Origin of the sequence: Ancylobacter sonchi, assembly GCF_018390695.1 — a bacterium.
GTDB lineage: Bacteria > Pseudomonadota > Alphaproteobacteria > Rhizobiales > Xanthobacteraceae > Ancylobacter > Ancylobacter sonchi.
Genome location: NZ_JAHBGF010000011.1, coordinates 100418 through 124071, shown reverse-complemented (window position 1 = coordinate 124071; position 23654 = coordinate 100418). Strand labels below are relative to the sequence as shown.

Below are 23654 nucleotides of genomic sequence, written 5' to 3'. Positions count from 1 at the left end.
GCGCGCGACGGGGCTGGCAATGGTATGACGCCATGCTAGCGTAACTCATATGGGGACGAGGCCGCGCGGCTGCGAGCCGCCCCGCCTCTCGTTGCGATGCCGCAGAACTCAGGCAGGAGAATTTTCGATGCTCAAGGGTAAGAACGCCGTCGTCACCGGCTCGACCAGCGGGATCGGCCTCGCCATCGCCCGCGCGCTGGCGGCCGAGGGCGTGAACATCACGCTCAACGGCTTCGGCGACGCGGCGGCGATCGAGAAGGAGCGGGCCGGCATCGAGAGCGAGTTCGGCGTGAAGGCGGTCTATTCCGCCGCCGACCTCACCAAGGGCTCGGAATGCGCCGCGCTGGTCAAGTTCGGCGAGGAGCAGCTCGGCTCGGTCGACATCCTCGTCAACAATGCCGGCGTGCAGCACGTCTCGCCGATCGAGGACTTCCCGGACGACAAGTGGGACCTGATCATCGCGCTGAACCTCTCCGCGGCCTTCCACGCCACCAAGGCGGCGGTGCCGGGGATGAAGGCACGCAAATGGGGCCGCATCATCAACACCGCCTCGGCGCATGCGCTGGTCGCCTCGCCCTTCAAGTCGGCCTATGTCGCGGCCAAGCACGGCATTGCCGGCCTGACCAAGACGGTGGCGCTGGAGACGGCGACCTTCGGCATCACCGCGAATGCCATCTGCCCCGGCTATGTGTGGACGCCGCTGGTCGAGAAGCAGATCCCCGACACCGCCAAGGCGCGCGGCATCACCGAGGAGCAGGTGAAGGACTTCCTGCTCGCCGAGCAGCCGACCAAGCAGTTCGTCACCGTCGAGCAGGTGGCGGCGCTGGCGGTGTTCCTGTGTCAGGAGACCTCGGCCCCGATCACCGGCGCGCTGCACCAGATCGACGGCGGCTGGGTGGCGCAGTGAACCGCGCGTGAGCGGAAGGGAGGCGAAGGTGGCAGACAAGGTAGCCGATACCCCGAAGACGCGGCGTCCCGCCGCGCGCAAGGCTGCCGCAAAGCCGGCCGTCTCCGCCCCCACCGACACGGCGCCGGCGGCGTCACCGAAGCCGGCGCCGGCCGCTGCTGCGCCGGTAGCCAAACCCGCCAAGCGGGTGCCGGCCGGCAAGGCGACGGGACGGGTCGCCGCCAAAGCGAAGGCGGCGTCCGCCGGAAGCACGGCCGCCCAGCCGGCGGCCCCGGAGGCGGCGCCGGCCGTCACCAAGGAAGCCGAAACCGTCGCCACGGCGATCTCGGTGCAGGGGCCGGTGGGCGAGGAGGCGGTGCGCCGCAATACCAATTCCACCCATCCCGCCAAGGCCGAGGCGCTGAAGACCAACCTCAAGCCGATCAACCTCGCCCTGCAGGGTGGCGGCGCGCATGGCGCCTTCACCTGGGGCGTGCTCGACCGGCTGCTGGAGGACGGACGTATCGTCGTCGAAGGCATTTCCGGCACCAGCGCCGGGGCGATGAACGCCGCCGTGCTGGCCTCGGGCCTGGCGCGCGGCGGCAATGAGGGCGGGCGCGAGGCGCTGGCGAATTATTGGCGCGCGGTGTCCAAGGACGGGCGCACCAGCCCGTTGCAGCGCACGCTGCTCGACCGGCTGTGGGGCAACTGGTCGCTCAACATGAACCCGGCCTACATCACCTTCGACGTGATGAGCCGGTTCTTCTCGCCCTACGACCTCAACCCGATGAACATCAACCCGCTGATGGACCTCATCGAGGAGCATGTCGACTTCGACGCCGTGCAGTCCTGCTCGCATGTGCATGTGTTCATCAGCGCCACCAACGTGCACACCGGCAAGGTGAAGGTGTTCTCCAAGCACGAGCTCACCCCGTCGGCGATCATGGCTTCCGCCTGCCTGCCCTTCATGTTCCAGGCGGTGGAGATCGACGGCGTGCCCTATTGGGACGGCGGCTACATGGGCAACCCGGCCATGTTCCCGTTCTACGACGCGGTGAAGACCGACGACATCCTCCTGGTGCAAATCAACCCGATCATCCGCCGCGAGACGCCCAAGACCGCCCGCGACATCCAGAACCGGATGAACGAGATCACCTTCAACGCCTCGCTGCTCGCCCAGCTGCGCGCCGCCGAATTCGTCACCCGGCTGCTCAACGAGGGCAAGCTGAGCCACCGGCATGACGGGGTGGAAGGCTATCGTAACCTGCGCATGCACCGGATCGACGGCGCGGAGAAGCTGATCGCGCTCGACGCCTCGACCAAGATGAACGCCGAATGGGAGTTCCTGCTGTTCCTGCGCGACATCGGCCGCGAGGCGGCGGACGGCTTCCTCGAGCGGCACTATGACGATATCGGCGTGCGCTCGACGCTCGACGTGCATGAGGAACTGACGCGGGGCTGAGTACGACCGGCGTCAGGTTGTCGGCAGGGCTCGCGGCGGGTGTTCACCGCAGGGGCCTCGACGGCGGGCCGGGCTTGTGCTGAGAGAAGGCATGAGCCCCGATCACCCGCCCGTTCCCGACATCGCCACCCGCGTGCTGCATCGCGACGCGATGATGCTGATCATCGACAAGCCCGCCGGCCTGCCGGTCCACAAGGGACCCAAGGGCGGGGAGACGCTGGCCGACCACCTCGACGCCCTGCGCTTCGGCCTGCCGCACCCGCCCGAGCTGGCGCACCGGCTCGACAAGGACACCTCCGGCTGCCTGGTGCTGGGCCGCCATCGCAAGGCGCTGGCCGATCTCGGCCGCGCCTTCGCCACCGGCGTGGTCGGCAAAACCTATCTAGCGGTGGCCAAGGGAGTGCCGAACGAGCTGCGCGGGCGCGTCGAGCTGAAGCTCGCCAAGCGCTCGCCGCATCGCGGCTGGTGGATGGCGGTCGACCCGGCCGGGCAGGAGGCGATCTCCGAATGGGAGCTGGTCGCCGCCGGCGAGGGGCTCTCCGTGCTGGCGCTGTCGCCGCTCACCGGGCGGACGCACCAGCTGCGGGTGCATATGGACGCCATCGGCCATCCGCTGCTCGGCGACAGCATCTATGGCGGCGCCTCGCGGCTGCCGGGCGGTCCGGTGCTGCATCTGCACGCCCGCCGGGTGGTGGTGCCGCAGCCCAAGGGCAAGCCGCCGGTCGACGCCCGCGCGCCGTTGCCGCCGCACATGGTGGCGACGCTCGCCGGCATGGGCCTCGATCCCGAGACGGTGGCGCAGGCCGCCGACGCGGTGGCGTTCTCCAAGCTCTAGATGAATCCCGGTGAACTCCAGTTCACCGGGATTCATCCAAGTCCTTGTTGATACACTTTTTCTTCGCGCGAGCGGGTGCCCGCTCCGCTGGAAAATGCTCCAGAGCCGCCGGGCGACGGGGCCGGCATCAGGCCGGTTCGTTCAGGTGAGCTCACGGGCGAGGCGGCCGCCCAGCTGGCCGCAGCCGAGCAGGCCGGGCGTCGGGTGGGTGACGACATGCACCGGCGTCGCGGCGAGGCGCGAATCGAGCGGCGGATGCTCCTCGAAGGCCTCGCGGAAGGGCGAGGTGCCATAGAAGGGCAGCAGCCCGGCGGAGACGCCGCCAGCGAGATAGACGCCGCCGCGCGCGTCGAAGGTCAGCGCGAGGTCGCCGGCGATGCGGCCGAACAGCCGCAGGAACACGTTGCAGGTCTCGCGCGCCTCGCTGTCGCCGCCAAAGGCCGCGGCGATCACCTGCTCCGGCGACAGCCGGTCGCCGGTGAGCACGCGATGGATGCGGGCAAGGCCGGAGCCGGAGAGCGCGTGCTCCACCACCACCGGTCCGAGCTCGCGCACCATATGGGCGATCAGCCGGGCTTCCTCGGTATTGGTGGCGCCGAGCCGGGCGTGACCGCCCTCGCCGGTGACGGCGCGGTAGGTATCGCCGGTCTTCAAAAGGCCGGCGACGCCGAAGCCGGTGCCGGGGCCGCAGACCAGCATGGGCGCGCCCTCGGCCGCCTCGCCGCCGCCAACAGCGACGAGGTCGTCCGGGCCGAGCGCCGGCACGCCATAGGCCAGTGCCTCGAAATCGTTGACGGCCGCCAGTTTCTGCCAGCCGAAGCGGCGCCGCAGCTCGTCCTTGGCGAAGGACCAGTCGCGGTTGGTGAGCCGGACATGCTCGCCATCCGCCGGCCCGGCGATCGCCAGCACCGCGCCGCCGACATCGTCCGCCGCCGTGCCGCGCGCGGCGAGGTCGGTCTCGATCAGCGCCTCGAAGCCGGCGAAGGAGTCGTTGCGGTGGATGCGCACATCCTGCGGACGCCCGTCGGCGCCGACGAGGGCGAGGCGGGAGGAGGTTCCGCCGATATCGGCGATCAGCATGAGATGGGGCATAGGGCCTGGGGATTCCGGCTCGCGGTGGGACGGTGGCGCATAGGAGCCAATCTCGCGCGCTTCGACAAGCCCCGGCTGCGGACCTTGCGACAAGCCGCAGATGGGCGGTTGCGTTCCGCGCCGGACCGGCCTAGTCCGACAAAATGAGCGAATCGACCCGCCGGCCGCGCCGTCCCCCCAACCGCCAAGCGAACCAGGCGCTGCCCGGTCTCGCCGCCCGTCGTGCCGCGGCGGACGCCTTCGACGCCGTGTTCGTCAATGGCCGTCCGCTGGAGGAGGCGCTCGACCGGCTGGCGCGCGACCTCGATGAGCGCGACCGCGCGCTCACCCGCATGATCGCCGCCACCACGCTGCGCCGGCTCGGCTCGCTGCGGGCGATGCTCCGGGCCTTCCTGGAGAAGCCGCTGCCGGAGAAGGCGCAGCGCGGCGAGACCCTGCTGCTGATCGGCGCCGCGCAGATCCTGTTCATGGACGTGCCCGACCATGCGGCGGTGGGGACCAGCGTCGAGCTCGCCGGCGAACAGCCCTCGACCGCCGGCTTCAAGGGGCTGATCAACGCCGTGCTGCGCCGGATCGCCCGCGAGGGTCGGGCGCGGCTGGAGGCCGATGCGGTGCACGATCAGCCCGAATGGCTGATCCGCGGCTGGAGTGCGGCCTATGGCGCCGAGACCGCCGAGGCGATCGCCCGCAGCCTCGCCCGCGAGGCGCCGCTCGACCTCACCATCAAGGCCGACCCGGCGCTGTGGGTGGAGCAGCTTGGCGGCGAATTGCTGCCGACCGGTTCGGTACGGCTCATCGAGGCCGGCAACGTCACCGCTCTGCCGGGCTTCGAGGAAGGGGCGTGGTGGGTGCAGGACGCGGCGGCGGCGATTCCCGCCGGGCTGATCCATGCCGCCCCCGGCCTCGGCGTCGCCGATCTGTGCGCCGCGCCGGGCGGCAAGACCGCGCAGCTGGCCGCCGCCGGCGCCACGGTGACGGCGGTGGACCGCTCCGCGCCGCGGCTGAAGCGCCTCGCCCAGAACCTCGCCCGGCTCGGTCTCTCCGCCGAGGTGGTCGAGGCCGACGCGGCGAACTTCAAGGGCGGGCCGTTCGACGCCGTGCTGATCGACGCGCCGTGCTCGGCGACTGGCACCATCCGTCGCCATCCCGACGTCGCCTGGTCGAAGGCGCCGGCCGACATCGCCAGCCTCTGCGCGCTGCAGGGGCGCATCCTGCGCAACGCCGCCGATCTGGTGCGGCCGGGCGGCGTGCTGGTCTATTCCACCTGCTCGCTGGAGCCGGAGGAGGGCGAGCGGCAGATCGAGGCGCTGCTCGCCGCGCGCGCCGACTTTGAGCGCGTGCCGGTGCAGCCCGGCGAGAACGGCATCGCCGCCGAGTGGATCAACGCCGCCGGCGAGGTGCGTACCCTGCCGACGCACCTGCCGCACGAGGACCCGCGCCGGAGCGGGCTCGACGGCTTCTTCGCCGCGAGGCTGCGGCGCCGCGAGGTACCTGATGCTTCGTGAGGGGCATCCGATGGTAGACGTGACTCAAGGCTCGGTTAAGCTGGCAACAATTCATCCGACGGATTCCGGGAGGGAATCGGTTGCCCGGACGACACCAGACGACGCCATGTCCAAGCAGGCTGCGTCCAGGCAGGTTGCGGCCTTGCAGGCCGCGTCCGGGGACCCGTCGTCGATGAGCGGCGAGGGGATGGCCGACCGGCTTCGCCGCCTGGCGCGCATCGCCGAGCTCGGCTGGCGCACGCTGGCGGTGCGCGCGCTGGCGCACCCGCCCTTCGCCTGGTGGTCCGCCTCGCTGCCGGTGTCCGGGCGGCTTTTGTTCGCGCCGCAGGATTTGCGCGCCGGCGACCCCGCCCGCGCGGCGGAGATTTATGCCGGCTGCTTCGCCTTCGCCGGCAAGGCGGTGGAGACCGGCGGCGCCTCGCCCTTCGAGATCGTGCCGCCGTCGCGCGAATGGGCGCAGGCGCTGATGTCGTTCTCGTGGCTGCGGCACCTGCGGGCATCCGACACCGCGATTGCACGCGCCAATGCGCGGGCGCTGGTCGGCGACTTCATCACGCTCGGCGGCGCCCGCCAGCCGGCCGCCGCCGACCCGGAAGTGGCGGCGCGGCGGATGATCAACTGGCTGTCGCAGGCGCCGCTGATCCTCAAGGACGCCGATTCGGGCTTCCATCGCCGCTTCCTGCGCTGCCTCTCGCAGCAGGCGCGCTATCTCAAGAGCATCCAGCGCCTGGCCCGCGACGGGCGGGCGCGGCTGTCCTGCGCGGTGGCGCTGAGCTTCGCCGGCCTGTGCATGGCCGACCAGCCGCGCCTGCTGCGCTCCGCCCAGAAGCGGCTGACCGAGGAGCTGGAGCGGCACGTGCTGGCCGATGGCGGGCCGGCGGGCCGCAATCCCGGCATGCTGATCGACCTGCTGCTCGACCTGCTGCCGCTGCGCCAGTGCTTCGAGGCACGGCAGGTGGCGCCGCCGGGGGTGCTGGTGAACGCCATCGACCGGATGATGCCGATGCTGCGCTTCTTCCGCCATGTCGACGGCTCCTTCGCGCATTTCAACGGCATGGGCCCGACGCCCGCCGACGGCCTCGCCATCGTGCTCGCCTATGACGATGCGCGCGGCCGCCCGGTCTCCAACGCGCCCTATTCCGGCTACCAGCGCCTGGAGGCCGGCGGCACCGTGCTGGTGGCCGATACCGGCCGGCCGCCGCCGCTGGTCATGAGCCACGAGGCGCATGCCGGCTGCCTGTCCTTCGAGCTGTCCAGCGGGCGCAACCGCGTGGTGGTGAATTGCGGCGCGCCCACTCCGGCGCATGAGCACTGGCGCCCGGTGGCCCGCCAGACCGCGGCGCATTCCACCGCCACGCTGGCGGAGATGTCGTCCTGCCGCTTCGTCGCCGGCGGGCTCGCCATGAAGCTGTGCGGCACGCCGGTGCTGGACGGCCCGTCCGACATCCATGTCGACCGCAGCGCGCGCGGCGGCGCCGACGTGCTGCGCGCCAGCCATGATGGCTATGCCCGCCGGCTCGGCATCGTGCACCAGCGCTCGTGGCGGCTGTCGGGGGACGGCACCTGCCTCGACGGCGAGGACCTGTTCCGCGCTGCCCAGGGCGAGGAGATCCCCGGCGACACCCGCGACGGCTACGCCATCCGCTTCCACCTGCACCCCTCGGTGAAGGCGGCGCGGACGCCGGACGGGCAGACCATCTACCTCACGCTGCCGGATGGCGACGACTGGGTGTTCGAGGCGCCGGACTGCCCGGCGACCATCGAGGAGAGCGTCTATCTCGCGGCCCATGGCGGGCCGCGCAAGGCCGAGCAGATCGTGGTGACCGGGCACGCCCGGAAGACGCCGCGCGTCGCCTGGACCTTCGTGCGGGTGCAGGGCGCCGAGCGAGGGTAGGGCGGGCCGAGCAGAAGGGCGCGCGGAGCGGCCGGGGCGCTTCTTCGAAAGCTCTGCGTGCTGCCGCGAGTTTCAATGTCTCTCCTTTTTCTTTCCTTTTCCCGCCCCAATCCGGCTGTTGCCGGGTTGAGTTTCGCCGGAGAGGTGGCCCGCGCAGTCGGTCAGCGAGGGGGACGACATCGGGGAACCTTGGAGCGTTCCTCCCCCTCACCCCACCCCTCTCCTCCTCGGGGTGAGGGAGAAGATTGCCGTCCGGATCGGTTCCACCATCATGGGGCACACAGTTGGGACGGCGCCGGTCCGCAACGACGTCACCCTTCCGTCCCGCACCGCCGCACGGCAGGGCTGCACTGGCGAAGGGTTAACGCCGGGGGCGATCCGTGATACGGGCCAGCCGATCCGCAACAACTTCCGGCCCCATCATGTCGCTCGACATTCGCCCCATCACCCGCGCGCTGCTCTCGGTCTCCGACAAGACCGGGCTGGTCGACTTCGCCCGCAAGCTCGCCGAGCACGGCGTCGAGCTGGTGTCGACCGGCGGCACCAGCCGGACGCTGAAGGAGGCGGGGCTCGCGGTGCGCGACGTCTCCGAGGTCACCGGCTTTCCCGAGATGATGGACGGACGGGTGAAGACGCTGCACCCCAAGGTGCATGGCGGTATCCTCGCCGTGCGCGCCGACGCCGCCCACAAGGCGGCGATGGAAGAGCACGGCATCGGCCCGATCGACCTCGTGGTGGTGAATCTCTACCCCTTCGAGGAGACGGTGGCGCGCGGCGCCGGCTTCGACGACTGCGTGGAGAATATCGATGTCGGCGGCCCGGCGATGATCCGCGCCGCCGCCAAGAACCATGGCGACGTGACCGTGGTGGTCGACCCCTCGTCCTATGCGGTGGTGCTGGCCGAGATCGCCGCCGAGGGCGGCACCACCGGAGCCACTCGCCGGCATCTCGCCCGCGCCGCCTTCGCCCGCACCGCCGCCTATGACGGCGCCATCGCCGAATGGTTCACCTCGGTGGAGGCCGACACCGCCCCGCCGGCGCGGCTGTTCGCCGGCAAGCTGGCCGAGGAGCTGCGCTACGGCGAGAATCCGCACCAGTCGGCGTCGTTCTACCTCTCGGGCGGTACCCGTCCGGGCGTGGCCACCGCCCGCCAGCTGCAGGGCAAGTCGCTCTCCTACAACAACCTCAACGACACCGACGCCGCCTTCGAGGCGGTCGCCGAGTTCGATCCCGCCCGCGCCCCGGCGGTGGTGATCGTCAAGCACGCCAATCCCTGCGGCGTCGCGGAAGGCGCCAGCCTCGTCGAGGCCTATCGCAAGGCGCTGGCCTGCGACCCGACCTCTGCCTTTGGCGGCATCGTGGCGCTGAACCGCACGCTGGATGCCGAGGCGGCCCGCGCGATCGTCGAGATATTCACCGAGGTGATCGTCGCCCCCGATGCCACCGAGGAGGCGGCGGCCATCGTCGCGTCGAAGAAGAACCTGCGCCTGCTGGTGACCGGCGCGTTGCCCGACCCCCGCGCGAAAGGCCTCGCGGTGAAGTCGCTGGCCGGCGGGCTCTTGGTGCAGTCGCGCGACAATGCGGTGGTCGACGACATGGAACTGAAGGTGGTGACCAAGCGGGCGCCGACCAATGCCGAGCTCGCCGACCTCGCCTTCGCCTTCCGCGTCGCCAAGCACGTGAAGTCCAACGCCATCGTCTATGCCAAGGACCTCGCCACGGTCGGCATCGGCGCCGGGCAGATGAGCCGGGTGGATTCGGCGCGCATCGCCGCCCGCAAGGCGATCGACGCCGCCGAAGCCGCCGGGCTCGCCCAGCCGCTGACGCGCGGCAGCGTGGTGGCCTCCGACGCCTTCTTCCCCTTCGCCGACGGGCTGCTCACCGCCATCGAGGCGGGGGCGACGGCGGTGATCCAGCCGGGCGGCTCGATCCGCGACGCCGACGTCATCGCCGCCGCCGACGAGGCGAATGTCGCCATGGTGTTCACCGGGGTGCGCCACTTCCGCCACTGAGGCGTTCAGCTGTCGCGCCAAGAAAACCTGCGCGCAATTAAGAAAACCTGCGCGCAATGAAAAAGGGCCGGTGCGAACCGGCCCTTTGCTTTTGGCGGGAGCGCGCCGCTCAGAAGCGGTAGGTGACGCCGACGCCGACGATCCACGGGTTGAGGTCGGCGGTGCCGGTCAGCGCCGCGCCGGCGACGGTGACGTCGAAATCCGGCTTGAGGAACAGCTTCTTGACGTCGACGTTGAAGCCCCAATGCGCGTCGATCATGTAGTCGAAGCCGACCTGCAGCGCCCAGCCCCAGGTGTCGTGCACGTCGAGGCTGTCGGCGGCGTCGGCCTTCTGGTCGAAGAAGATGGTGTAGTTCACGCCGGCGCCGACATAGGGCTTGAAGGCGCCGAAATCGGTGAAGTGGTATTGCAGGGTGAGGGTCGGCGGCAGCAGCCAGGCCTCGCCGATCTTGCCGAGGGCGGAGAGCGAGCCGGCACCGTCGATGTCGTGCGGCGTGACGCCGAGGATCAGTTCGGCCGCCCAGTTGTCGGTGAAGTAGTAGGTGATGTCGAGTTCCGGCACCACCGAATCGGAATAGTCGAGATCCGAGCCGGGCACGCCGTTCACCTTGCCGCCATCCTCCGGGAGGACGCCGAGCAGGCGCAGGCGGATCTGCCACGGGCTCTTTTCCGCCACCGCGGCGGGCGCCTTGTAGACCGGCGGCGCGCTGGCGATGTCGGCGGCGAAGGCCGGCGCCGCAGTGAGACAGGCCGCGACTGCGGCGATGGTGATGGCCTGAAGCGCTTTGGACATATGCTTTCCCCTGTGCCCGCCCGATGTCGCGGCGCAACAGGCCGCCCCGTGGTTCTGGAACGCCCGGGGTCGCCTAAATTTGATACATCTCAATCGGCTAGGATCGCGTCGCCGGGTGTGACGATCCGGCAACAGGGCTAAGGTCGTCATCCGGCCGTCAGAAGCCGGAACCAACGATAGGCCGGCCGCCGCCCGAGGCGCGCGGACCGAGGTAGGAGACGGACATGGGTGTCGAAGGCTTTCTCGCCAGCGAGGATGAGCGCGCGGCGCGCCAGCTGGTGGAACAGGCGGATCTGATCACGCAGGCGACGGACGACATGCCGCCGCGTTTCCCCAGCCGGCTGTTCGGGCGGGCGGTGGCGGAGGATGTGCGGCTCTACACCGCGCAGGAACTGGCCGAGCTGGCCCGCCGCGCCCATGAGCATTTGGCCCGGCGCCGGCCGGGCGTCGCCGATGTGCGCGTCGAGTTGCCGCAGGCGGTGACGGGTGGCGAGCGGCTCGGCGAGGTGACGGTCGTCGAGATCGTCAATGACGACATGCCGTTCCTGCTCGATTCGGTGATGGCGGCGCTGAACGAGCGCAACCTCACCGCCTCGCTGGTGGTGCACCCGATCTTCAAGGTCGAGCGCGAGCGGGACGGCGAGCTGGTCGGCATCGCCGCGCAGGGGGCGGCGAAGGACCCGCGCCAGATGCGCGAGAGCCTGATCCACATCCATGTGCCGCGCCTCGCCGATGCCGGCGAACGCGCGGCGCTGGCAGCCGAGCTGGCGGCGATCCTCACCCAGGTGCGCGCCGTCGTGACCGACTGGAAGCCGATGCTCGGCGAGGTCGAGGCGGCGGTGGCCGGGCTGCGTGCCGCCCCCGCCAACGTGCCGGCCGACGAGGTGGCGGAGGCGATCGCCTTCCTCGAATGGCTGCTGGCCGACAATTTCACCTTCCTCGGCGCCCGCCACTACGACCTCGACAGCGGGACCAGGATGTTCTCCCGCCGCATGGAGCAGGCGTTCGGCCTGCTCGCTGACGAGGAGATGCGGCTGTTCCGCCGGCAGCTCGATCCCAAGGCGGTGAGCGCCGACCTGTCGCTGGTGCTGGCTGATACCAGCCCGGTGGTGGTGACCCGCTCGCGCACGCTGGCGCAGGTGCATCGCCGCACCTGGATGGATGTGGTGGTGGTCAAGCGCTACGACGCGCAGGGGAAGGTGATCGGCGGGCTCGCCATCGCCGGCCTGTTCACCTCCACCGCCTATACGCGCTCGCTGGCGGTGATCCCGCTGCTGCGCCGCAAGGTGCAGCGGGTGATCGAGCGCGCCGGCTTCGATCCGGCGAGCCACTCCGGCAAGGCGCTGGCCAGCGTGCTGGAGCACTTCCCGCGCGACGAGCTGTTCCAGATCGACGAGGGCACGCTGTTCCACTTCGCCCTCGCCATCCTCCAGCTCGACGAGCATCCGCGCGTGCGGGTGCTGGCCTGGCGCGAGCGCTTCGACCGCTTCGTCTCGGTGCTGGTCTATGTGCCGCGCGACCGCTACGGCTCGGAGGTGCGCCAGCGCATCGGCGACCTGCTGGCGGCGAGCTTCGGCGGCCGGGTGGTCGCCTTCAAGCCGCTGTTCCTCGACGGGCCGCTGACCCGCGTGCACTTCACCATCGAGCGCGACGAGGGCACCGCGCAGGCCGATCCCGGCCGGGCCGAGTTGGAAGCGCAGGTGGCGGAGATCATCCGCACCTGGGAGGACGTGTTCGGCGGCGCCATCGGCCTCGTCTACCCGCCGGAGACGGCGGGGCGGCTGCGGGCGCGCTATGGCCGCGCCTTTCCCGCCGGCTACCAGGACAGCAATACGCCGCAGACCGCGCTTGCCGATCTCCGGCTGATCGAACGGCTCGGCGAGGCCGCGCCGGTCGCCGTCGACTTCCACAAGCCGGAGGGCGGCGCCGGCGAGCGGGCCGGGCTGAAGGTACTGAGCTACAAGGTGCCGCGCCTTCTGTCCGAGCGGGTGCCGCTGCTGGAGGCGATGGGCTTCCTCGTCGTCGACGAGCGCACCTTCACCGTCGAGCCGGACGGGCTCGGGCCGGTCTATGTGCACGACATGCTGCTCGCCCGGCGCGGCGGCGGCGAGATCGACCTCGACGTGCTCGAGCATCGCCTGCATGCCTGCCTGATGGCGGTGCTGCGCGGCCAGGCGGAAAGCGACGGCTTCAACGCGCTGGTGCTCAATGCCCGCCTCGACTGGCGCGACATCGCGCTCATCCGCACGCTGGCGCGCTATCTCCGGCAGATCGGCTCGCCCTACAGCCAGGATTATCTGTGGACGGCGCTGAACGCGCATCCGGCGATCGTCGACCGGCTGGTGGCGCTGTTCCATGCCCGCTTCGACCCGGCGGCCGACGGCGATCGCGCGGCGCGCGCGGCGGCGATCCAAAGCGAGATCGAGGCGGCGCTCGCCGAGGTGGCGAGCCTCGACGACGACCGCATCCTGCGCGCCTTCGCCAGCCTGATCATGGCGGCGGTGCGCAGCAATTTCTTCCAGACCACCGCCAATGGCGAGGCCAAGCCCGCCATCGCGGTGAAGTTCCTCAGCCACGCGGTGGAAGGCCTGCCGCTGCCCAAGCCGCTGTTCGAAATCTTCGTGCACTCGCCGCGCGTCGAGGGCATCCATCTGCGCTTCGGCCGGGTGGCGCGCGGTGGCCTGCGCTGGTCCGACCGGCCGCAGGACTTCCGCACCGAGGTGCTCGGCCTCGTCAAGGCGCAGCAGGTGAAGAACGCGGTGATCGTGCCGGTGGGCGCCAAGGGCGGCTTCGTGCCCAAGCACCTGCCCTCCGGCCCGCGCGAGGCGGTGCAGGCCGAGGGGACGGAGGCCTACAAGCTGTTCGTCTCCTCGCTGCTCGACCTCACCGACAATATCGACGGCGCCGAGATCGACCATCCGCCGCGCGTGGTGCGCCATGACGAGGACGACCCTTATCTGGTGGTTGCCGCCGACAAGGGCACCGCGACCTTCTCCGACACCGCCAATGGCCTCTCCGAGGCGCGCGGCTTCTGGCTGGGCGACGCCTTCGCCTCCGGCGGCTCGGTCGGCTACGACCACAAGGGCATGGGCATCACCGCGCGCGGCGCCTGGGAGGCGGTGCGCCGGCATTTCCGCGAGATGGACACCGACATAAGGGTGACGCCGTTCACCGTCGCCGGCGTGGGCGACATGTCGGGCGACGTGTTCGGCAACGGCATGCTGTTGGAGAACACCATCAAGCTGGTCGCGGCCTTCGACCATCGCGACATCTTCCTCGATCCGACGCCCGATCCCATCGCCTCACTCAAGGAACGCCAGAGGCTGTTCGCGCTGCCGCGCTCCTCCTGGCAGGACTACGACAAGGCGCTGATCTCGCCCGGTGGCGGCGTCTATTCGCGCGCGGCCAAGAGCATCCCGCTCGCCCCGGCGGTGCGCGAGGCGCTCGGCTTCGACCGCTCCTCCGCCTCGCCGGCCGAGGTGATCAGCGCCATCCTGCGCGCGCCGGTGGACCTTTTGTGGTTCGGCGGCATCGGCACCTATATCCGCGCCTCCGCCGAGACCGACGCGCAGGCCGGCGACCGCGCCAATGACGCGGTGCGCATCGCCGCTGCCGATCTGCGGGCCAAGGTGATCGGCGAGGGCGCCAATCTCGGTGTCACCCAGCGCGCCCGCATCGAGGCGGCCAAGCGCGGGGTGCGGCTCAATACCGACGCCATCGACAATTCCGCCGGGGTGAACACTTCCGACGTCGAGGTGAACATCAAGATCGCGCTGGGCGGCGCCACCCGCGACGGAAGGCTCGACGCCGGCGCCCGCGCCGCGCTGCTGGCCTCGATGACCGACGAGGTGGCGGCGCTGGTGCTGCGCAACAACTACCTGCAGACGCTGGCGCTCTCGCTCGCCGAGCGGCACGCGCATCCCGACCTGACCTTCCACCAGCGGCTGATGCAGCGGCTGGAGGAACGCGGCCTGCTCGACCGCGCCGTCGAGTACCTGCCGGGCGATGCCGAGATCAATGAGCGGCGCGGGCGCGGCGAGGGGCTGACGCGGCCGGAACTCGCGGTGCTGCTGGCCTATGCCAAGCTGACCGCGCATGCCGACCTGCTCGACACCGACGTGCCGGACGATCCCTATCTCGCCCGCGAGCTGACCGCCTATTTCCCGCCGGAGCTCAATGCCCGCTTCCCCGACGGCGTCGAGGGGCACCGGCTGCGCCGCGACATCATCGCCACGCGGCTATCCAACGCGCTGATCAACCATGGCGGGCCGGCCTTCCTGTCGCGGCTGGCCGACGCCACCGGCGCCGATGTCGGCTCGATCGCCAAGGCCTTCGCGGTGGTGCGCGACGGCTTCGACCTCGACGGCCTCAACCGGGCGATCGACGCGCTGGACGGGCACACCGCCGGCGCGGTGCAGCTCGACCTCTACGCGGCGGTGCAGGAGCTGCTGCTCGACCGCACCGTGTGGTTCCTGCGCAATGTCGACCTGCGCCACAGCCTCGACGAGCTGGTGGCGCATTACGCCGCCGGGGTGCCGCCGGTGGTGGAGGCGCTGCAAGGGCCGGTGCGCGAGCTGATCCCGGAGGAGACGCGAGCGACTCACGACGCCCGCATCGCCCAGTGGACGCAGGCCGGCGTGCCGGAAGAGCTGGCGCGCCGGGTCGGGCGGCTGCCGGCGGTGGAGAACGCCACCGATATCGTGCTGATCGCCGACCGCACCCAGGCGTCGATCCCCGACGTGGCCACCACCTTCTTCGCGGTGGGGCTGCATTTCCGCCTCGACCGCGTCATGTCGGCGGCGCGCGGGCTGGCGGTGAGCGACTATTACGACCGGCTAGCGCTGGAGCGGGCGCTGGTCGCCTTCGAGATCGCGGTACGGCGGCTGACCGCCGAGGTGATCGAGAATCACGGCCCGGGTGCCGCGGGTGTTGCCGCCTGGGCGGCGGCGCGCGCGGTGGAGGTGGAGCGCACCCGCGCCGCCGTGCACGAGATCGCCGGCTCCGGCCTCAGCGTCTCCAAGCTGTCGGTGGCGGCGAGCCTGCTCGGCGACCTGGTGCGGGGGTAGGCGAAAGGAGGGCCTGGCTGGCGCGCTTTTTGCCTATTCGGCGCATGCGGGCCTTGTCTTGGCCTTGGGCGTGGACCGATATCCGGGCGGCGGGCGAACTCCCGCCGGCCGGGTGTCGTCTCCGGCGTTCATCCGACATTCCGCTTCCGATCGTCGGCTGGGTAGGGACTCCCCGCCATGTGGCCGTTTTCCCCGCCGGTCGAGCCGCTTCTGGTGGTCGACCGGATCGTCAGTCTTGGCGCCTTGTGCGAGGTGGCCTATCAGGCGCGCCGCCTGTCGCGCACGGGCCGCGCCTACCCTTTCGACTGGTGGGACACGCCGTTTCACGGTGTGCTCACCGTGCTGGAAGTGGGGGCGGCCGAGGTGTTCGCGGCGGCCAACATCGTCAAGGTGCCGACCGGGCGCGGCAAGCTTCCGGCCTTCTGTTCGCGTCTCTCCGAGACGATCCACCAGCACGAATTTTCCGCGCGCGAGGATGTGCTCGCCATGGACGTAGCGGAAATCGAGCATCGTCTCGTTCCGAAATACCGCACGCTCCATGATCGCCTTGTCGCCGACTGCGCCTCGGGCACGACGCTGTTCGTGCGCCAGCGCAGCCCGCGCTACGACGTGGAGGGCGCGGCGCTGGAGGCGACGCTCGACCGCCTCCATGCCGCGCTGTCGCGCCTTGCCGCCGATCCGAGACTGCTGCTGCTCGACTACCCGCCGGCGGCGCCGCGACCGTGGCTGATCGCGGCGCAGGTACCGCACTATAGCGATCGCAGGGATCTCGGGTCGCGGCGCGGCTGGAACGAGGTGTTCCGGGCGCACGGCATCGTCTGCCGGGCGCCCGGCGACAATTTCGGCATCGAGGATCTGCGGGCGAGCTTCGCGAGGGCCTCCTCGCTCGCCACCGCGATCCGCCGCGTCATGCGGGGGCGCCGGGCCTTGCGGCGCCGCGCCGACTGAGACGCGGCGCCGCTACGCCACTGCGGGCTTCTTGTTCTGCCGCTGGGAGATCAGGTCGGTCACCACGGCCGGATCGGCCAGCGTCGAGGTGTCGCCGAGATTGCCGAACTCGTCCTCGGCGATCTTGCGCAGGATGCGGCGCATGATCTTGCCCGAGCGGGTCTTGGGCAGGCCGGGGGCGAACTGCACCAGGTCCGGCGAGGCGATCGGGCCGATCTCGCGGCGTACCCAGGCGACGAGTTCCTTGCGCAGTTCGTCGCTCGGCTCGATCTCGGCCATCAGCGTCACATAGGCGTAGATGCCCTGGCCCTTGATGTCGTGCGGATAGCCGACCACGGCGGCTTCCGACACCTTGGGATGCGCGACGAGGGCGCTCTCCACCTCCGCCGTGCCCATGCGGTGGCCGGAGACGTTGATGACGTCGTCGACGCGGCCGGTGATCCAGTAATAGCCGTCGGCGTCGCGCCGGCAGCCGTCGCCGGTGAAGTACTTGCCGGGATAGGTGGAGAAATAGGTCTGCATGAAGCGCTCATGGTCGCCATAGACCGTGCGCATCTGGCCGGGCCACGAGTCGGCGATGACGAGGTTGCCCTCGCAGGCGCCCTCCAGCACCTTGCCCTCGGCATCCACCACCTGCGGCACCACGCCGAAGAACGGCTGCGTCGCCGAGCCGGGCTTCAGCCGCGTGGCGCCGGGCAGCGGGGTGATGAGGATGCCGCCGGTCTCGGTCTGCCACCAGGTGTCGACGATCGGGCAGCGGTCGTCGCCGACGACGCGGTGATACCATTCCCAGGCTTCCGGGTTGATCGGCTCGCCGACCGAGCCGAGCAGGCGCAGCGAGGCGCGCGAGGTCTTCTTCACCGGCTCGTCGCCCGCCTGCATCAGCGCGCGGATGGCGGTGGGGGCGGTGTAGAAGATGTTCACCTTGTGCTTGTCGATGACCTCCCAGAAGCGGGAATTGGTCGGGTAGTTCGGCACGCCCTCGAACATCAGCGTGGTGGCGCCGTTGGCGAGCGGGCCATAGACGATGTAGCTGTGGCCGGTGACCCAGCCGACATCCGCCGTGCACCAGTAGATGTCGCCCTCGTGGTAATCGAAGACGTATTGATGCGTCATCGAGGCGTAGACGAGGTAGCCGCCGGTGGTGTGCAGCACGCCCTTCGGCGTGCCGGTCGAGCCGGAGGTGTAGAGGATGAACAGCGGGTCCTCGGCGTTCATCGGCGCCGCCGGGCATTCGCTGGTCACCAGGTCGGCAGCGGCGTGGTACCAGACGTCGCGGCCCGGCTCCATCTCGACGGCGCCGCCGGTGCGCTTGACCACGATGACGTGGTCGACGCCCCCTTCGACCTTGGCGATGGCGGCATCGACATTGGCCTTCAGCGGCACCTTGCGGCCGCCGCGCAGGCCTTCGTCGGCGGTGATGATGACCTTGGAGGCGCAGTCGCGGATGCGGCTCGCCAGGCTGTCCGGCGAGAAGCCGGCGAAGACGATGGAATGCACCGCGCCGAGCCGGGCGCAGGCCAGCATGGCGAAGGCGGCCTCCGGGATCATCGGCAGGTAGATGGTGACCCGGTCGCCCTTCTCGACATTGCGGTTGCGCAGCACATTGGCGAAGCGACACACCTCGTCATGCAGTTCCTGATAGGTGATCTTGCGCGACTGGGACGGGTCGTCGCCCTCCCAGATGATCGCCACCTGGTCGCCGCGCGTCCCCAGATGCCGGTCGATGCAGTTCCAGGCGACGTTGGTCACGCCGTCCTCGAACCATTTGATCGACACCGCGCCGGGCGCGAAGGAAGTGTTCTTCACCACCGTGTAGGGCTCGAACCAGTCGATCCGCTTGCCTTCCTCGCCCCAGAACGCCTCGGGGTCGTGCACCGAGGCCTCGTACTTCGCCCGGTAGGCGTGATCATCGAGGAAAGCCCGCTGCGCCCACGCGGCCGGAACATCGTAAATCTTTTCAGACATTGGCGTTTTCCTTCACCCCTGCGCTGGCGCGCCTTATCTTGCTTCTAAGGAATTATGGGCAGGCCGCCCCTCGGCGACAAGCATGGGAGGCGCGAGACTTTGGTCGGTATGTAGTCATCCCTAGGTCAGGCCCGCCCAGGTCAGGCCGGCTTCGGGCGCCAGACGGCGGTGTGCTTGATTTCGCTGTCCTCCAGCTCGCGTGAGACCGGCACGCCATATTCGGCGAGCTTCTCCAGCCGCTCGCGCGGCAGATAGGAACGGCCAGGATCGCCGATCCACACCTGCGCGCCGCGCGCCGCCAGTGCCTCCAGCCAGGCGAACACCCGTGCCGCGAGGTCGCGCTCATAGGCGATGTCGCCGGCCAGCACCACCTCCCAGCCCTCGTCGCGGCCGAGAACGTCGTCCGGGCAGGGGGTGACGGCGTCGGCGCCGTTCAATTCGGCATTGAGCGCGATGGCGGCGCGGGCGAAGGAATCGATGTCCGCCGCCTCCACCGCGCGCGCCCCGGCCAGCCGGGCGGCGATGGCGACGAGGCCGGAGCCGGAGGCAAAATCGAGCACCCGTTTGCCGGCGACGATCTCCGGATGGTCCAGCACATGGCGGGCCAATGCCTGCCCGCCGGCCCAGGCGAAGGCCCAGAACGGCGGCGGCAGGCCGATCTCGCCGAGCTCCTCCTCGGTGCGCTGCCAGATCGGCACCGCCTCGTCGGCGAGGTAGAGGCGGACCTCCGGCACCAGCGGCACCGGGCGCGGGCGCGTCTCGGCGCGGATGAAGGCGGCGGGATCCTCGATCCTGCGGGGGCTCACGTCGTCCCGCGAACTCTCTTCGTCCGGAGAGCTCACTTGGCCCCGGCCATGGACAGGACGATGTCCCATTCCTTGTCTGTGACCGGCTGCACGGAGAGACGGGAAAAGCGCATCAGCGCCATCTCGGACAGGCGGGGCTCGGCCTTGACGTCGGCGAGCGTCACCGGCTTCGGCAGGCTCTCCACCGCCTTGATGTCGACCATGACGAACTTGCCGCTCGGATCGGAGGGGTCGGGATAGGCCTCCCTGATCACCTCGACGATGCCGACGATCTCCTTGCCCTCGTTGGAGTGGTAGAAGAAGCCGCGATCGCCGAGCCGCATCGCCAGCAACTGCTGCTTGGCCAGATGGTTGCGCACGCCGTCCCAGTGAGTGCCCTTGGCGCCGGCGTCGAGCTGGTTCTGCCACGACCACTTGAAGGGTTCGGATTTGTAGAGCCAGTGCGCCATGTCAGCCTTCCGCCTGTTTCACGTTTCTGCCTTTTGCGGCCGGGCCAGCAGCGAGCCGATGGCCTGTTCGATGTCCTCGCGCCCGGACAGCACCGCCTCGACGGCGCGGGCGATCGGCATGTCGATGCCGGCGCGTTCCGCCATCGCCACCAGCACGGACGCGGTGAGCGCCCCTTCGGCGAGCTTGCCGTTCGGGGGAAGCCCGTTGGTCCGGCCGAGGCTCAGCCCGAGCGCGTAGTTGCGCGACTGCGGCGTCGAGCAGGTGAGGATGAGGTCGCCGAGGCCGGACAGCCCGGTCAGTGTTTCCGGCCGGGCGCCGAAGGCGCGGCCGAAGCGCGACAGTTCGGCGAAGCCGCGGGCGATGAGGGCGGCGGCGGCGCTGGCGCCGAGCTCGCGACCGCCGACGATGCCGGCGGCGATGGCGAGCACGTTCTTGGCGGCGCCGCCGATCTCGACGCCGCGCACGTCGTCGCTGTGATAGAGCCGGAAGGACGGCGAGCCCAGCGCCGCGCACAGCGCCTCGGCGAGGTCGAAATCCTCGGCGGCGAGGGTGACGGCGGTCGGCAGGCCGGCGGCGACGTCGGCGGCGAAGCTCGGACCGGAGAGAATGCCGGGCACCGCGCGTGGGCAGGCCTCGGCCAGCACCTGCGTCATGAACAGCGAGGTGCCGCGCTCGATGCCCTTGGCGCAGGTGACGACCGGCGTGCCGTCCTTCAGATGCGGGGCGAGGGCGCTCGCGACCTCGCGGCTCGCCTGCGCCGGCACCACGAGGAGCACCGCGTCGCAGTCGGTGATGGCGCGCAGCGAGGTCTGCGGCGCGACAGAGGCGGCCAGCTCGACGCCGGGCAGGTGGGTCTCGTTGCGGCGGCTGCGCGCCATCGCCTCCATCACCCCGCGGTCGCGGCCCCACAGCACGACCTCACGGCCGGCGCGGGCAGCGGCATTGGCGAGCGCGGTGCCCCAGGCGCCGGCCCCGACCACGCCGATGCGGCGGAAGCGCGCACTCATGGGAGCGGCGAGGTCGCGGCGGGCGAGGCGGCGGGAACATGCTGGACGGCGTCGACCTCGGCCAGCGGCCAGCGGGCGCGCGGCGGGGTGTCGAGGCCGTCCCTGAGCCCGAGGGCCAGGCGCTCGGCGCCGGCCCAGGCGATCATGGCGCCATTGTCGGTGCACAGCTCCGGCGGCGGCACGGCGAGGCGGGTGCCGCCATCGGCGGCCACCTTGTGCAGTGCCTTGCGCACCGACTGGTTGGCACCGACGCCGCCGGCCAGCACCAGCGCGCTGGGCGCATGGCCGCGCTCGCGCATGGCGCGCAAGCCGTAGCGCACCCGGTCGGTGACGACGTCGACGATGGCGGCCTGGAAGCCGGCGCAGAGATCCTCGACATCGTGGTCGGACAGCGGCGCGATCTTCAGCGCCTCCAGCCGCACGGCGGTCTTGAGGCCGGACAGCGAGAAATCCGGTTCCGGCCGGCCGAGCATCGGGCGGGGGAGGGCGAAGCGGTTCGGGTCGCCGCCGAGCGCGGCGCGCTCCACCGCCGGACCGCCCGGCTGGGGCAGGCCGAGCATCTTGGCGGTCTTGTCGAAGGCCTCGCCGATCGCGTCGTCGACGGTGCCGCCGAGCTTCTCGTAGCGGCCGACGCCGGTGACGCAGACCAGCTGGGTGTGGCCGCCGGACACCAGCAGCAGGAGGTACGGGAACGGCACCGAATCGGTGAGCCGGGCGGTGAGGGCGTGCGCTTCGAGATGATTGACCGCCACCAAAGGCTTGCGGGCGGCGAGCGCCAGCGCCTTGGCGGTGGTGAGCCCGACGATGACCCCGCCGATCAGCCCCGGCCCGGCGGCGGCGGCGATGCCGCTCAGCTCGGCGAGGGTGACGCCGGCGGCGCGCAGCGCACGGACGATGACGTCGTCAAGCACCTCGACATGGGCGCGGGCGGCGATCTCCGGCACCACGCCGCCATAGGCCGCATGATCGTCGAACTGGGAGAGCACGATGTTGGACAGGATCGAGCCGCTGCCGTCCTCGCGCCGGCGCACCACGGCCGCCGCCGTCTCGTCGCAGGTCGTCTCGATACCGAGTAGCAGAAGATCGCTCATTGACTTTCCATGGGTGGGCGGTGTTCTGAACCCCCGACGAACCGCTAGCATCGCAGGACCTCATGACGCAATCGCTTCCACATGAGCCCCCCCGGTCGGCCGAACCGAAGCTGAGGCTCGGCACGCGCGGCAGCCCGCTGGCGCTGTGGCAGGCGCATGCGGTGCGGGACGCCCTGCTGAAGGCGCATGGCTGGGAGGAGGGCGCGGTCGCGGTCGAGGTGATCCGCACCACCGGCGATGCCATCACCGACCGGGCGCTGGCGCAGGCCGGCGGCAAGGGGCTGTTCACCAAGGAGCTGGAAGAGGCGCTGCTCGATGGGCGCATCGACCTCGCGGTGCATTCGGCCAAGGACATGGCGACCAGGCTGCCGGACGGGCTGGTGCTCGGCGGCTACCTGCCGCGCGCCGATGTGCGCGACGCGCTGATCCTGCCCGCCGGGCAGGTGCCGCATGAGGGCCACCCGCTGGCCAGCCTGAAGCGCGGGGCGAAGGTCGGCACGGCGTCACTTCGCCGTGAGGCGCAGCTCCGCCGGCTGCGGCCCGACATCGAGGTGGCGCTGCTGCGCGGCAATGTGCAGACCCGGCTGAACAAGGTCGATGCCGGCGAGTTCGACGCCACGCTGCTGGCGCTCGCCGGGCTGACCCGGCTGGGTCTTCAGGCGCGGGCGAGCGCGGTGCTGGGCACCGCCGATTTCCTGCCCGCCGTGGGGCAGGGTGCGGTCGCCATCGAGACGCGCGAGCGCGACGACGAGGTCGCCGCGCTGCTCGCCCCGGCGCTGTGCGGGCGCACCGGGCTCGCGGTCACCGTGGAGCGGGCCTATCTCGCCGAGCTCGACGGCTCTTGCCGCACCCCCATCGGCGGCCTCGCCGAGGTGGACGGCGACGAACTGCGCTTTCGCGGCATGGTGCTCAAGCCGGATGGCAGCGCCTATTACGAGATCGTCCGCCAGGGATCGGTGGCCGAGGCGGAGGCGCTGGGCCACCGCTGGGGCCGCGAGATGAAGCGCATGGTGCCGCCCGGCCTGTTCGGGGGCTGAACGATGCGCGTGCTGGTGACGCGCCCGCAGCCCGACGCCGCCGCAACGGCGGCGCGGCTGGTCGCGGCCGGCCACGCGGCACTGGTCGATCCGATGCTGGCTGTCGAGGCGATCGGCGAGGCGCGGCTGCCGGAGGGCCGGTTCGACGCGCTGGCGCTGACCAGCGTCAACGGCGCGCGGGCGCTGGCCGCGCGGGCGGAATGGGCGGGCTTGAGGCATCTCGCGCTCTACACGGTCGGCTGGCGCACGGCGCAGGCGGCGCCCGAGGGGGCGGTGCCGCACATCGCCGGCGGCGACGGTGCGGCGCTGATCGCCCTGCTGCGCGAGCGCCTGCCGCGCGGGACACGGCTGCTGCATGTCTGCGGCGAGGAGCGGGCGGTGGATCTCGGCGCGGCGCTGGAGGGCGACGGCATCGCGGTGGAACTGTTCACCCTCTATCGCGCGGTGCCGGCGCCGGCGCTGTCGGAGGCGACGATTTCTGCCGCAAGGGAAGGGCGGATCGACGCAGCCTTCCATTTCTCTCCGCGCACGGCGGCGACGCTGGCGGCGCGGGCCGCCGAGGCCGACGTCGCGGAGGCATTCGGGCGGGTCACGCATCTGTGCTTCTCGCCCAAGGTGGCGGCGCCGCTGGCGGCGGCGGGCTGGCCGGTGCGCATTGCCGCAGCGCCAAACGAAAACGCGCTTTTCGCGTTATTGTCGGCATAAACCATGATCGCGTGCCGGGGATCGGCGCGAGGTTGCGGCGGGATGCCCGGCGGTCTATCCCCAAGGGACCGGCGGTGAAGATCGGAAGAGGGATGCA

Annotated in this window: 17 protein-coding genes; 10 read left to right on the top strand and 7 right to left on the bottom strand. The window is 70.8% G+C overall.

Going from position 1 to position 23654, the window contains the following annotated elements; genetic code table 11:
* Nucleotides 1–127 precede the first annotated feature (127 nt).
* The 3 genes from KHC28_RS04035 to KHC28_RS04025 all read left to right on the top strand — a co-directional run bounded on the left by KHC28_RS04035 (nucleotide 128) and on the right by KHC28_RS04025 (nucleotide 3183).
* The gene (locus tag KHC28_RS04035) at nucleotides 128–907 is read left to right on the top strand and encodes a 3-hydroxybutyrate dehydrogenase (RefSeq protein WP_214007047.1); all 780 of its coding nucleotides are present in this window, start codon (nucleotides 128–130) and stop codon (nucleotides 905–907) included.
* A gap of 28 nt (nucleotides 908–935) precedes the next feature.
* Nucleotides 936–2348, top strand: a complete 1413-nt coding sequence (locus KHC28_RS04030; protein ID WP_312893075.1) for a patatin-like phospholipase family protein — start codon at nucleotides 936–938, stop codon at nucleotides 2346–2348.
* Nucleotides 2349–2439: 91 nt separating this feature from the next.
* Entirely contained in the window at nucleotides 2440–3183 is a 744-nt protein-coding gene (locus KHC28_RS04025; protein ID WP_214007046.1) for an RluA family pseudouridine synthase, read from the top strand.
* Between the two features lie 141 nt (nucleotides 3184–3324).
* On the opposite strand, the gene KHC28_RS04020 is transcribed toward KHC28_RS04025, so the two are convergent.
* Complete coding sequence (locus KHC28_RS04020) at nucleotides 3325–4275, bottom strand: glucokinase (RefSeq protein ID WP_214007045.1); 951 nt, start codon at nucleotides 4273–4275, stop codon at nucleotides 3325–3327.
* A 143-nt stretch (nucleotides 4276–4418) separates the two neighbouring features.
* On the opposite strand from KHC28_RS04020, the gene rsmB reads away from it, so the two are divergent.
* From rsmB to purH, 3 genes are all read left to right on the top strand, one after another.
* The gene (rsmB, locus tag KHC28_RS04015) at nucleotides 4419–5780 is read left to right on the top strand and encodes a 16S rRNA (cytosine(967)-C(5))-methyltransferase RsmB (RefSeq protein ID WP_214007044.1); all 1362 of its coding nucleotides are present in this window, start codon (nucleotides 4419–4421) and stop codon (nucleotides 5778–5780) included.
* Nucleotides 5781–5952: 172 nt separating this feature from the next.
* Nucleotides 5953–7674, top strand: coding sequence for a heparinase II/III family protein (locus tag KHC28_RS04010; RefSeq protein WP_214007043.1), 1722 nt, complete (start codon nucleotides 5953–5955; stop codon nucleotides 7672–7674).
* Nucleotides 7675–8096: 422 nt separating this feature from the next.
* Entirely contained in the window at nucleotides 8097–9686 is a 1590-nt protein-coding gene (gene purH, locus KHC28_RS04005; RefSeq protein ID WP_214007042.1) for a bifunctional phosphoribosylaminoimidazolecarboxamide formyltransferase/IMP cyclohydrolase, read from the top strand.
* A gap of 109 nt (nucleotides 9687–9795) precedes the next feature.
* On the opposite strand, the gene KHC28_RS04000 is transcribed toward purH, so the two are convergent.
* Nucleotides 9796–10479, bottom strand: coding sequence for an OmpW/AlkL family protein (locus tag KHC28_RS04000; RefSeq protein ID WP_214007041.1), 684 nt, complete (start codon nucleotides 10477–10479; stop codon nucleotides 9796–9798).
* Between the two features lie 224 nt (nucleotides 10480–10703).
* On the opposite strand from KHC28_RS04000, the gene KHC28_RS03995 reads away from it, so the two are divergent.
* Both KHC28_RS03995 and KHC28_RS03990 read left to right on the top strand, forming a co-directional pair.
* Complete coding sequence (locus tag KHC28_RS03995; protein WP_214007040.1) at nucleotides 10704–15545, top strand: NAD-glutamate dehydrogenase; 4842 nt, start codon at nucleotides 10704–10706, stop codon at nucleotides 15543–15545.
* 177 nt (nucleotides 15546–15722) lie between these two features.
* Nucleotides 15723–16493 (top strand): DUF1796 family putative cysteine peptidase, encoded by a 771-nt coding sequence (locus tag KHC28_RS03990; protein WP_214007039.1) that lies wholly within the window; start codon nucleotides 15723–15725, stop codon nucleotides 16491–16493.
* A 12-nt stretch (nucleotides 16494–16505) separates the two neighbouring features.
* On the opposite strand, the gene acs is transcribed toward KHC28_RS03990, so the two are convergent.
* The 5 genes from acs to tsaD all read right to left on the bottom strand — a co-directional run bounded on the left by acs (nucleotide 16506) and on the right by tsaD (nucleotide 21815).
* A complete protein-coding gene (acs, locus tag KHC28_RS03985) occupies nucleotides 16506–18461 on the bottom strand; it encodes an acetate--CoA ligase (RefSeq protein WP_214007038.1) in 1956 nt (651 codons plus the stop codon).
* Nucleotides 18462–18601: 140 nt separating this feature from the next.
* Nucleotides 18602–19267: a class I SAM-dependent methyltransferase gene (locus KHC28_RS03980; RefSeq protein WP_312893074.1), complete on the bottom strand. Its 666-nt coding sequence runs from the start codon at nucleotides 19265–19267 to the stop codon at nucleotides 18602–18604.
* Between the two features lie 32 nt (nucleotides 19268–19299).
* The gene (locus tag KHC28_RS03975) at nucleotides 19300–19716 is read right to left on the bottom strand and encodes an EVE domain-containing protein (protein ID WP_214007036.1); all 417 of its coding nucleotides are present in this window, start codon (nucleotides 19714–19716) and stop codon (nucleotides 19300–19302) included.
* Between the two features lie 18 nt (nucleotides 19717–19734).
* Nucleotides 19735–20724, bottom strand: a complete 990-nt coding sequence (locus KHC28_RS03970; protein WP_214007035.1) for an NAD(P)H-dependent glycerol-3-phosphate dehydrogenase — start codon at nucleotides 20722–20724, stop codon at nucleotides 19735–19737.
* Complete coding sequence (gene tsaD, locus KHC28_RS03965) at nucleotides 20721–21815, bottom strand: tRNA (adenosine(37)-N6)-threonylcarbamoyltransferase complex transferase subunit TsaD (protein WP_214007034.1); 1095 nt, start codon at nucleotides 21813–21815, stop codon at nucleotides 20721–20723. Before tsaD ends, KHC28_RS03970 begins: the two co-directional genes overlap by 4 nt.
* 62 nt (nucleotides 21816–21877) lie before the next feature.
* Between tsaD and hemC the strand changes: the two genes are divergently transcribed.
* A complete protein-coding gene (hemC, locus tag KHC28_RS03960) occupies nucleotides 21878–22852 on the top strand; it encodes a hydroxymethylbilane synthase (protein WP_214007033.1) in 975 nt (324 codons plus the stop codon).
* Between the two features lie 3 nt (nucleotides 22853–22855).
* Nucleotides 22856–23557 carry a uroporphyrinogen-III synthase gene (locus KHC28_RS03955; protein ID WP_214007032.1) on the top strand — a complete coding sequence of 234 codons (702 nt, stop codon included), beginning with the start codon at nucleotides 22856–22858 and terminating at the stop codon, nucleotides 23555–23557.
* Nucleotides 23558–23654 lie beyond the last annotated feature (97 nt).

Excerpts from the sequence above, each read along its gene's own strand:
- acs (WP_214007038.1), bottom strand. The coding sequence starts at position 18,461 with ATGTCTGAAAAGATTTACGATGTTCCGGCCGCGTGGGCGCAGCGGGCT.
- KHC28_RS03995 (WP_214007040.1), top strand. The coding sequence starts at position 10,704 with ATGGGTGTCGAAGGCTTTCTCGCCAGCGAGGATGAGCGCGCGGCGCGC.
- KHC28_RS03970 (WP_214007035.1), bottom strand. The coding sequence starts at position 20,724 with ATGAGTGCGCGCTTCCGCCGCATCGGCGTGGTCGGGGCCGGCGCCTGG.
- KHC28_RS04000 (WP_214007041.1), bottom strand. The coding sequence starts at position 10,479 with ATGTCCAAAGCGCTTCAGGCCATCACCATCGCCGCAGTCGCGGCCTGT.
- KHC28_RS04035 (WP_214007047.1), top strand. The coding sequence starts at position 128 with ATGCTCAAGGGTAAGAACGCCGTCGTCACCGGCTCGACCAGCGGGATC.
- KHC28_RS04010 (WP_214007043.1), top strand. The coding sequence starts at position 5,953 with ATGAGCGGCGAGGGGATGGCCGACCGGCTTCGCCGCCTGGCGCGCATC.
- KHC28_RS04025 (WP_214007046.1), top strand. The coding sequence starts at position 2,440 with ATGAGCCCCGATCACCCGCCCGTTCCCGACATCGCCACCCGCGTGCTG.
- hemC (WP_214007033.1), top strand. The coding sequence starts at position 21,878 with ATGACGCAATCGCTTCCACATGAGCCCCCCCGGTCGGCCGAACCGAAG.
- purH (WP_214007042.1), top strand. The coding sequence starts at position 8,097 with ATGTCGCTCGACATTCGCCCCATCACCCGCGCGCTGCTCTCGGTCTCC.
- KHC28_RS03975 (WP_214007036.1), bottom strand. The coding sequence starts at position 19,716 with ATGGCGCACTGGCTCTACAAATCCGAACCCTTCAAGTGGTCGTGGCAG.
- rsmB (WP_214007044.1), top strand. The coding sequence starts at position 4,419 with ATGAGCGAATCGACCCGCCGGCCGCGCCGTCCCCCCAACCGCCAAGCG.
- KHC28_RS04020 (WP_214007045.1), bottom strand. The coding sequence starts at position 4,275 with ATGCCCCATCTCATGCTGATCGCCGATATCGGCGGAACCTCCTCCCGC.
- KHC28_RS03990 (WP_214007039.1), top strand. The coding sequence starts at position 15,723 with ATGTGGCCGTTTTCCCCGCCGGTCGAGCCGCTTCTGGTGGTCGACCGG.
- tsaD (WP_214007034.1), bottom strand. The coding sequence starts at position 21,815 with ATGAGCGATCTTCTGCTACTCGGTATCGAGACGACCTGCGACGAGACG.
- KHC28_RS03955 (WP_214007032.1), top strand. The coding sequence starts at position 22,856 with ATGCGCGTGCTGGTGACGCGCCCGCAGCCCGACGCCGCCGCAACGGCG.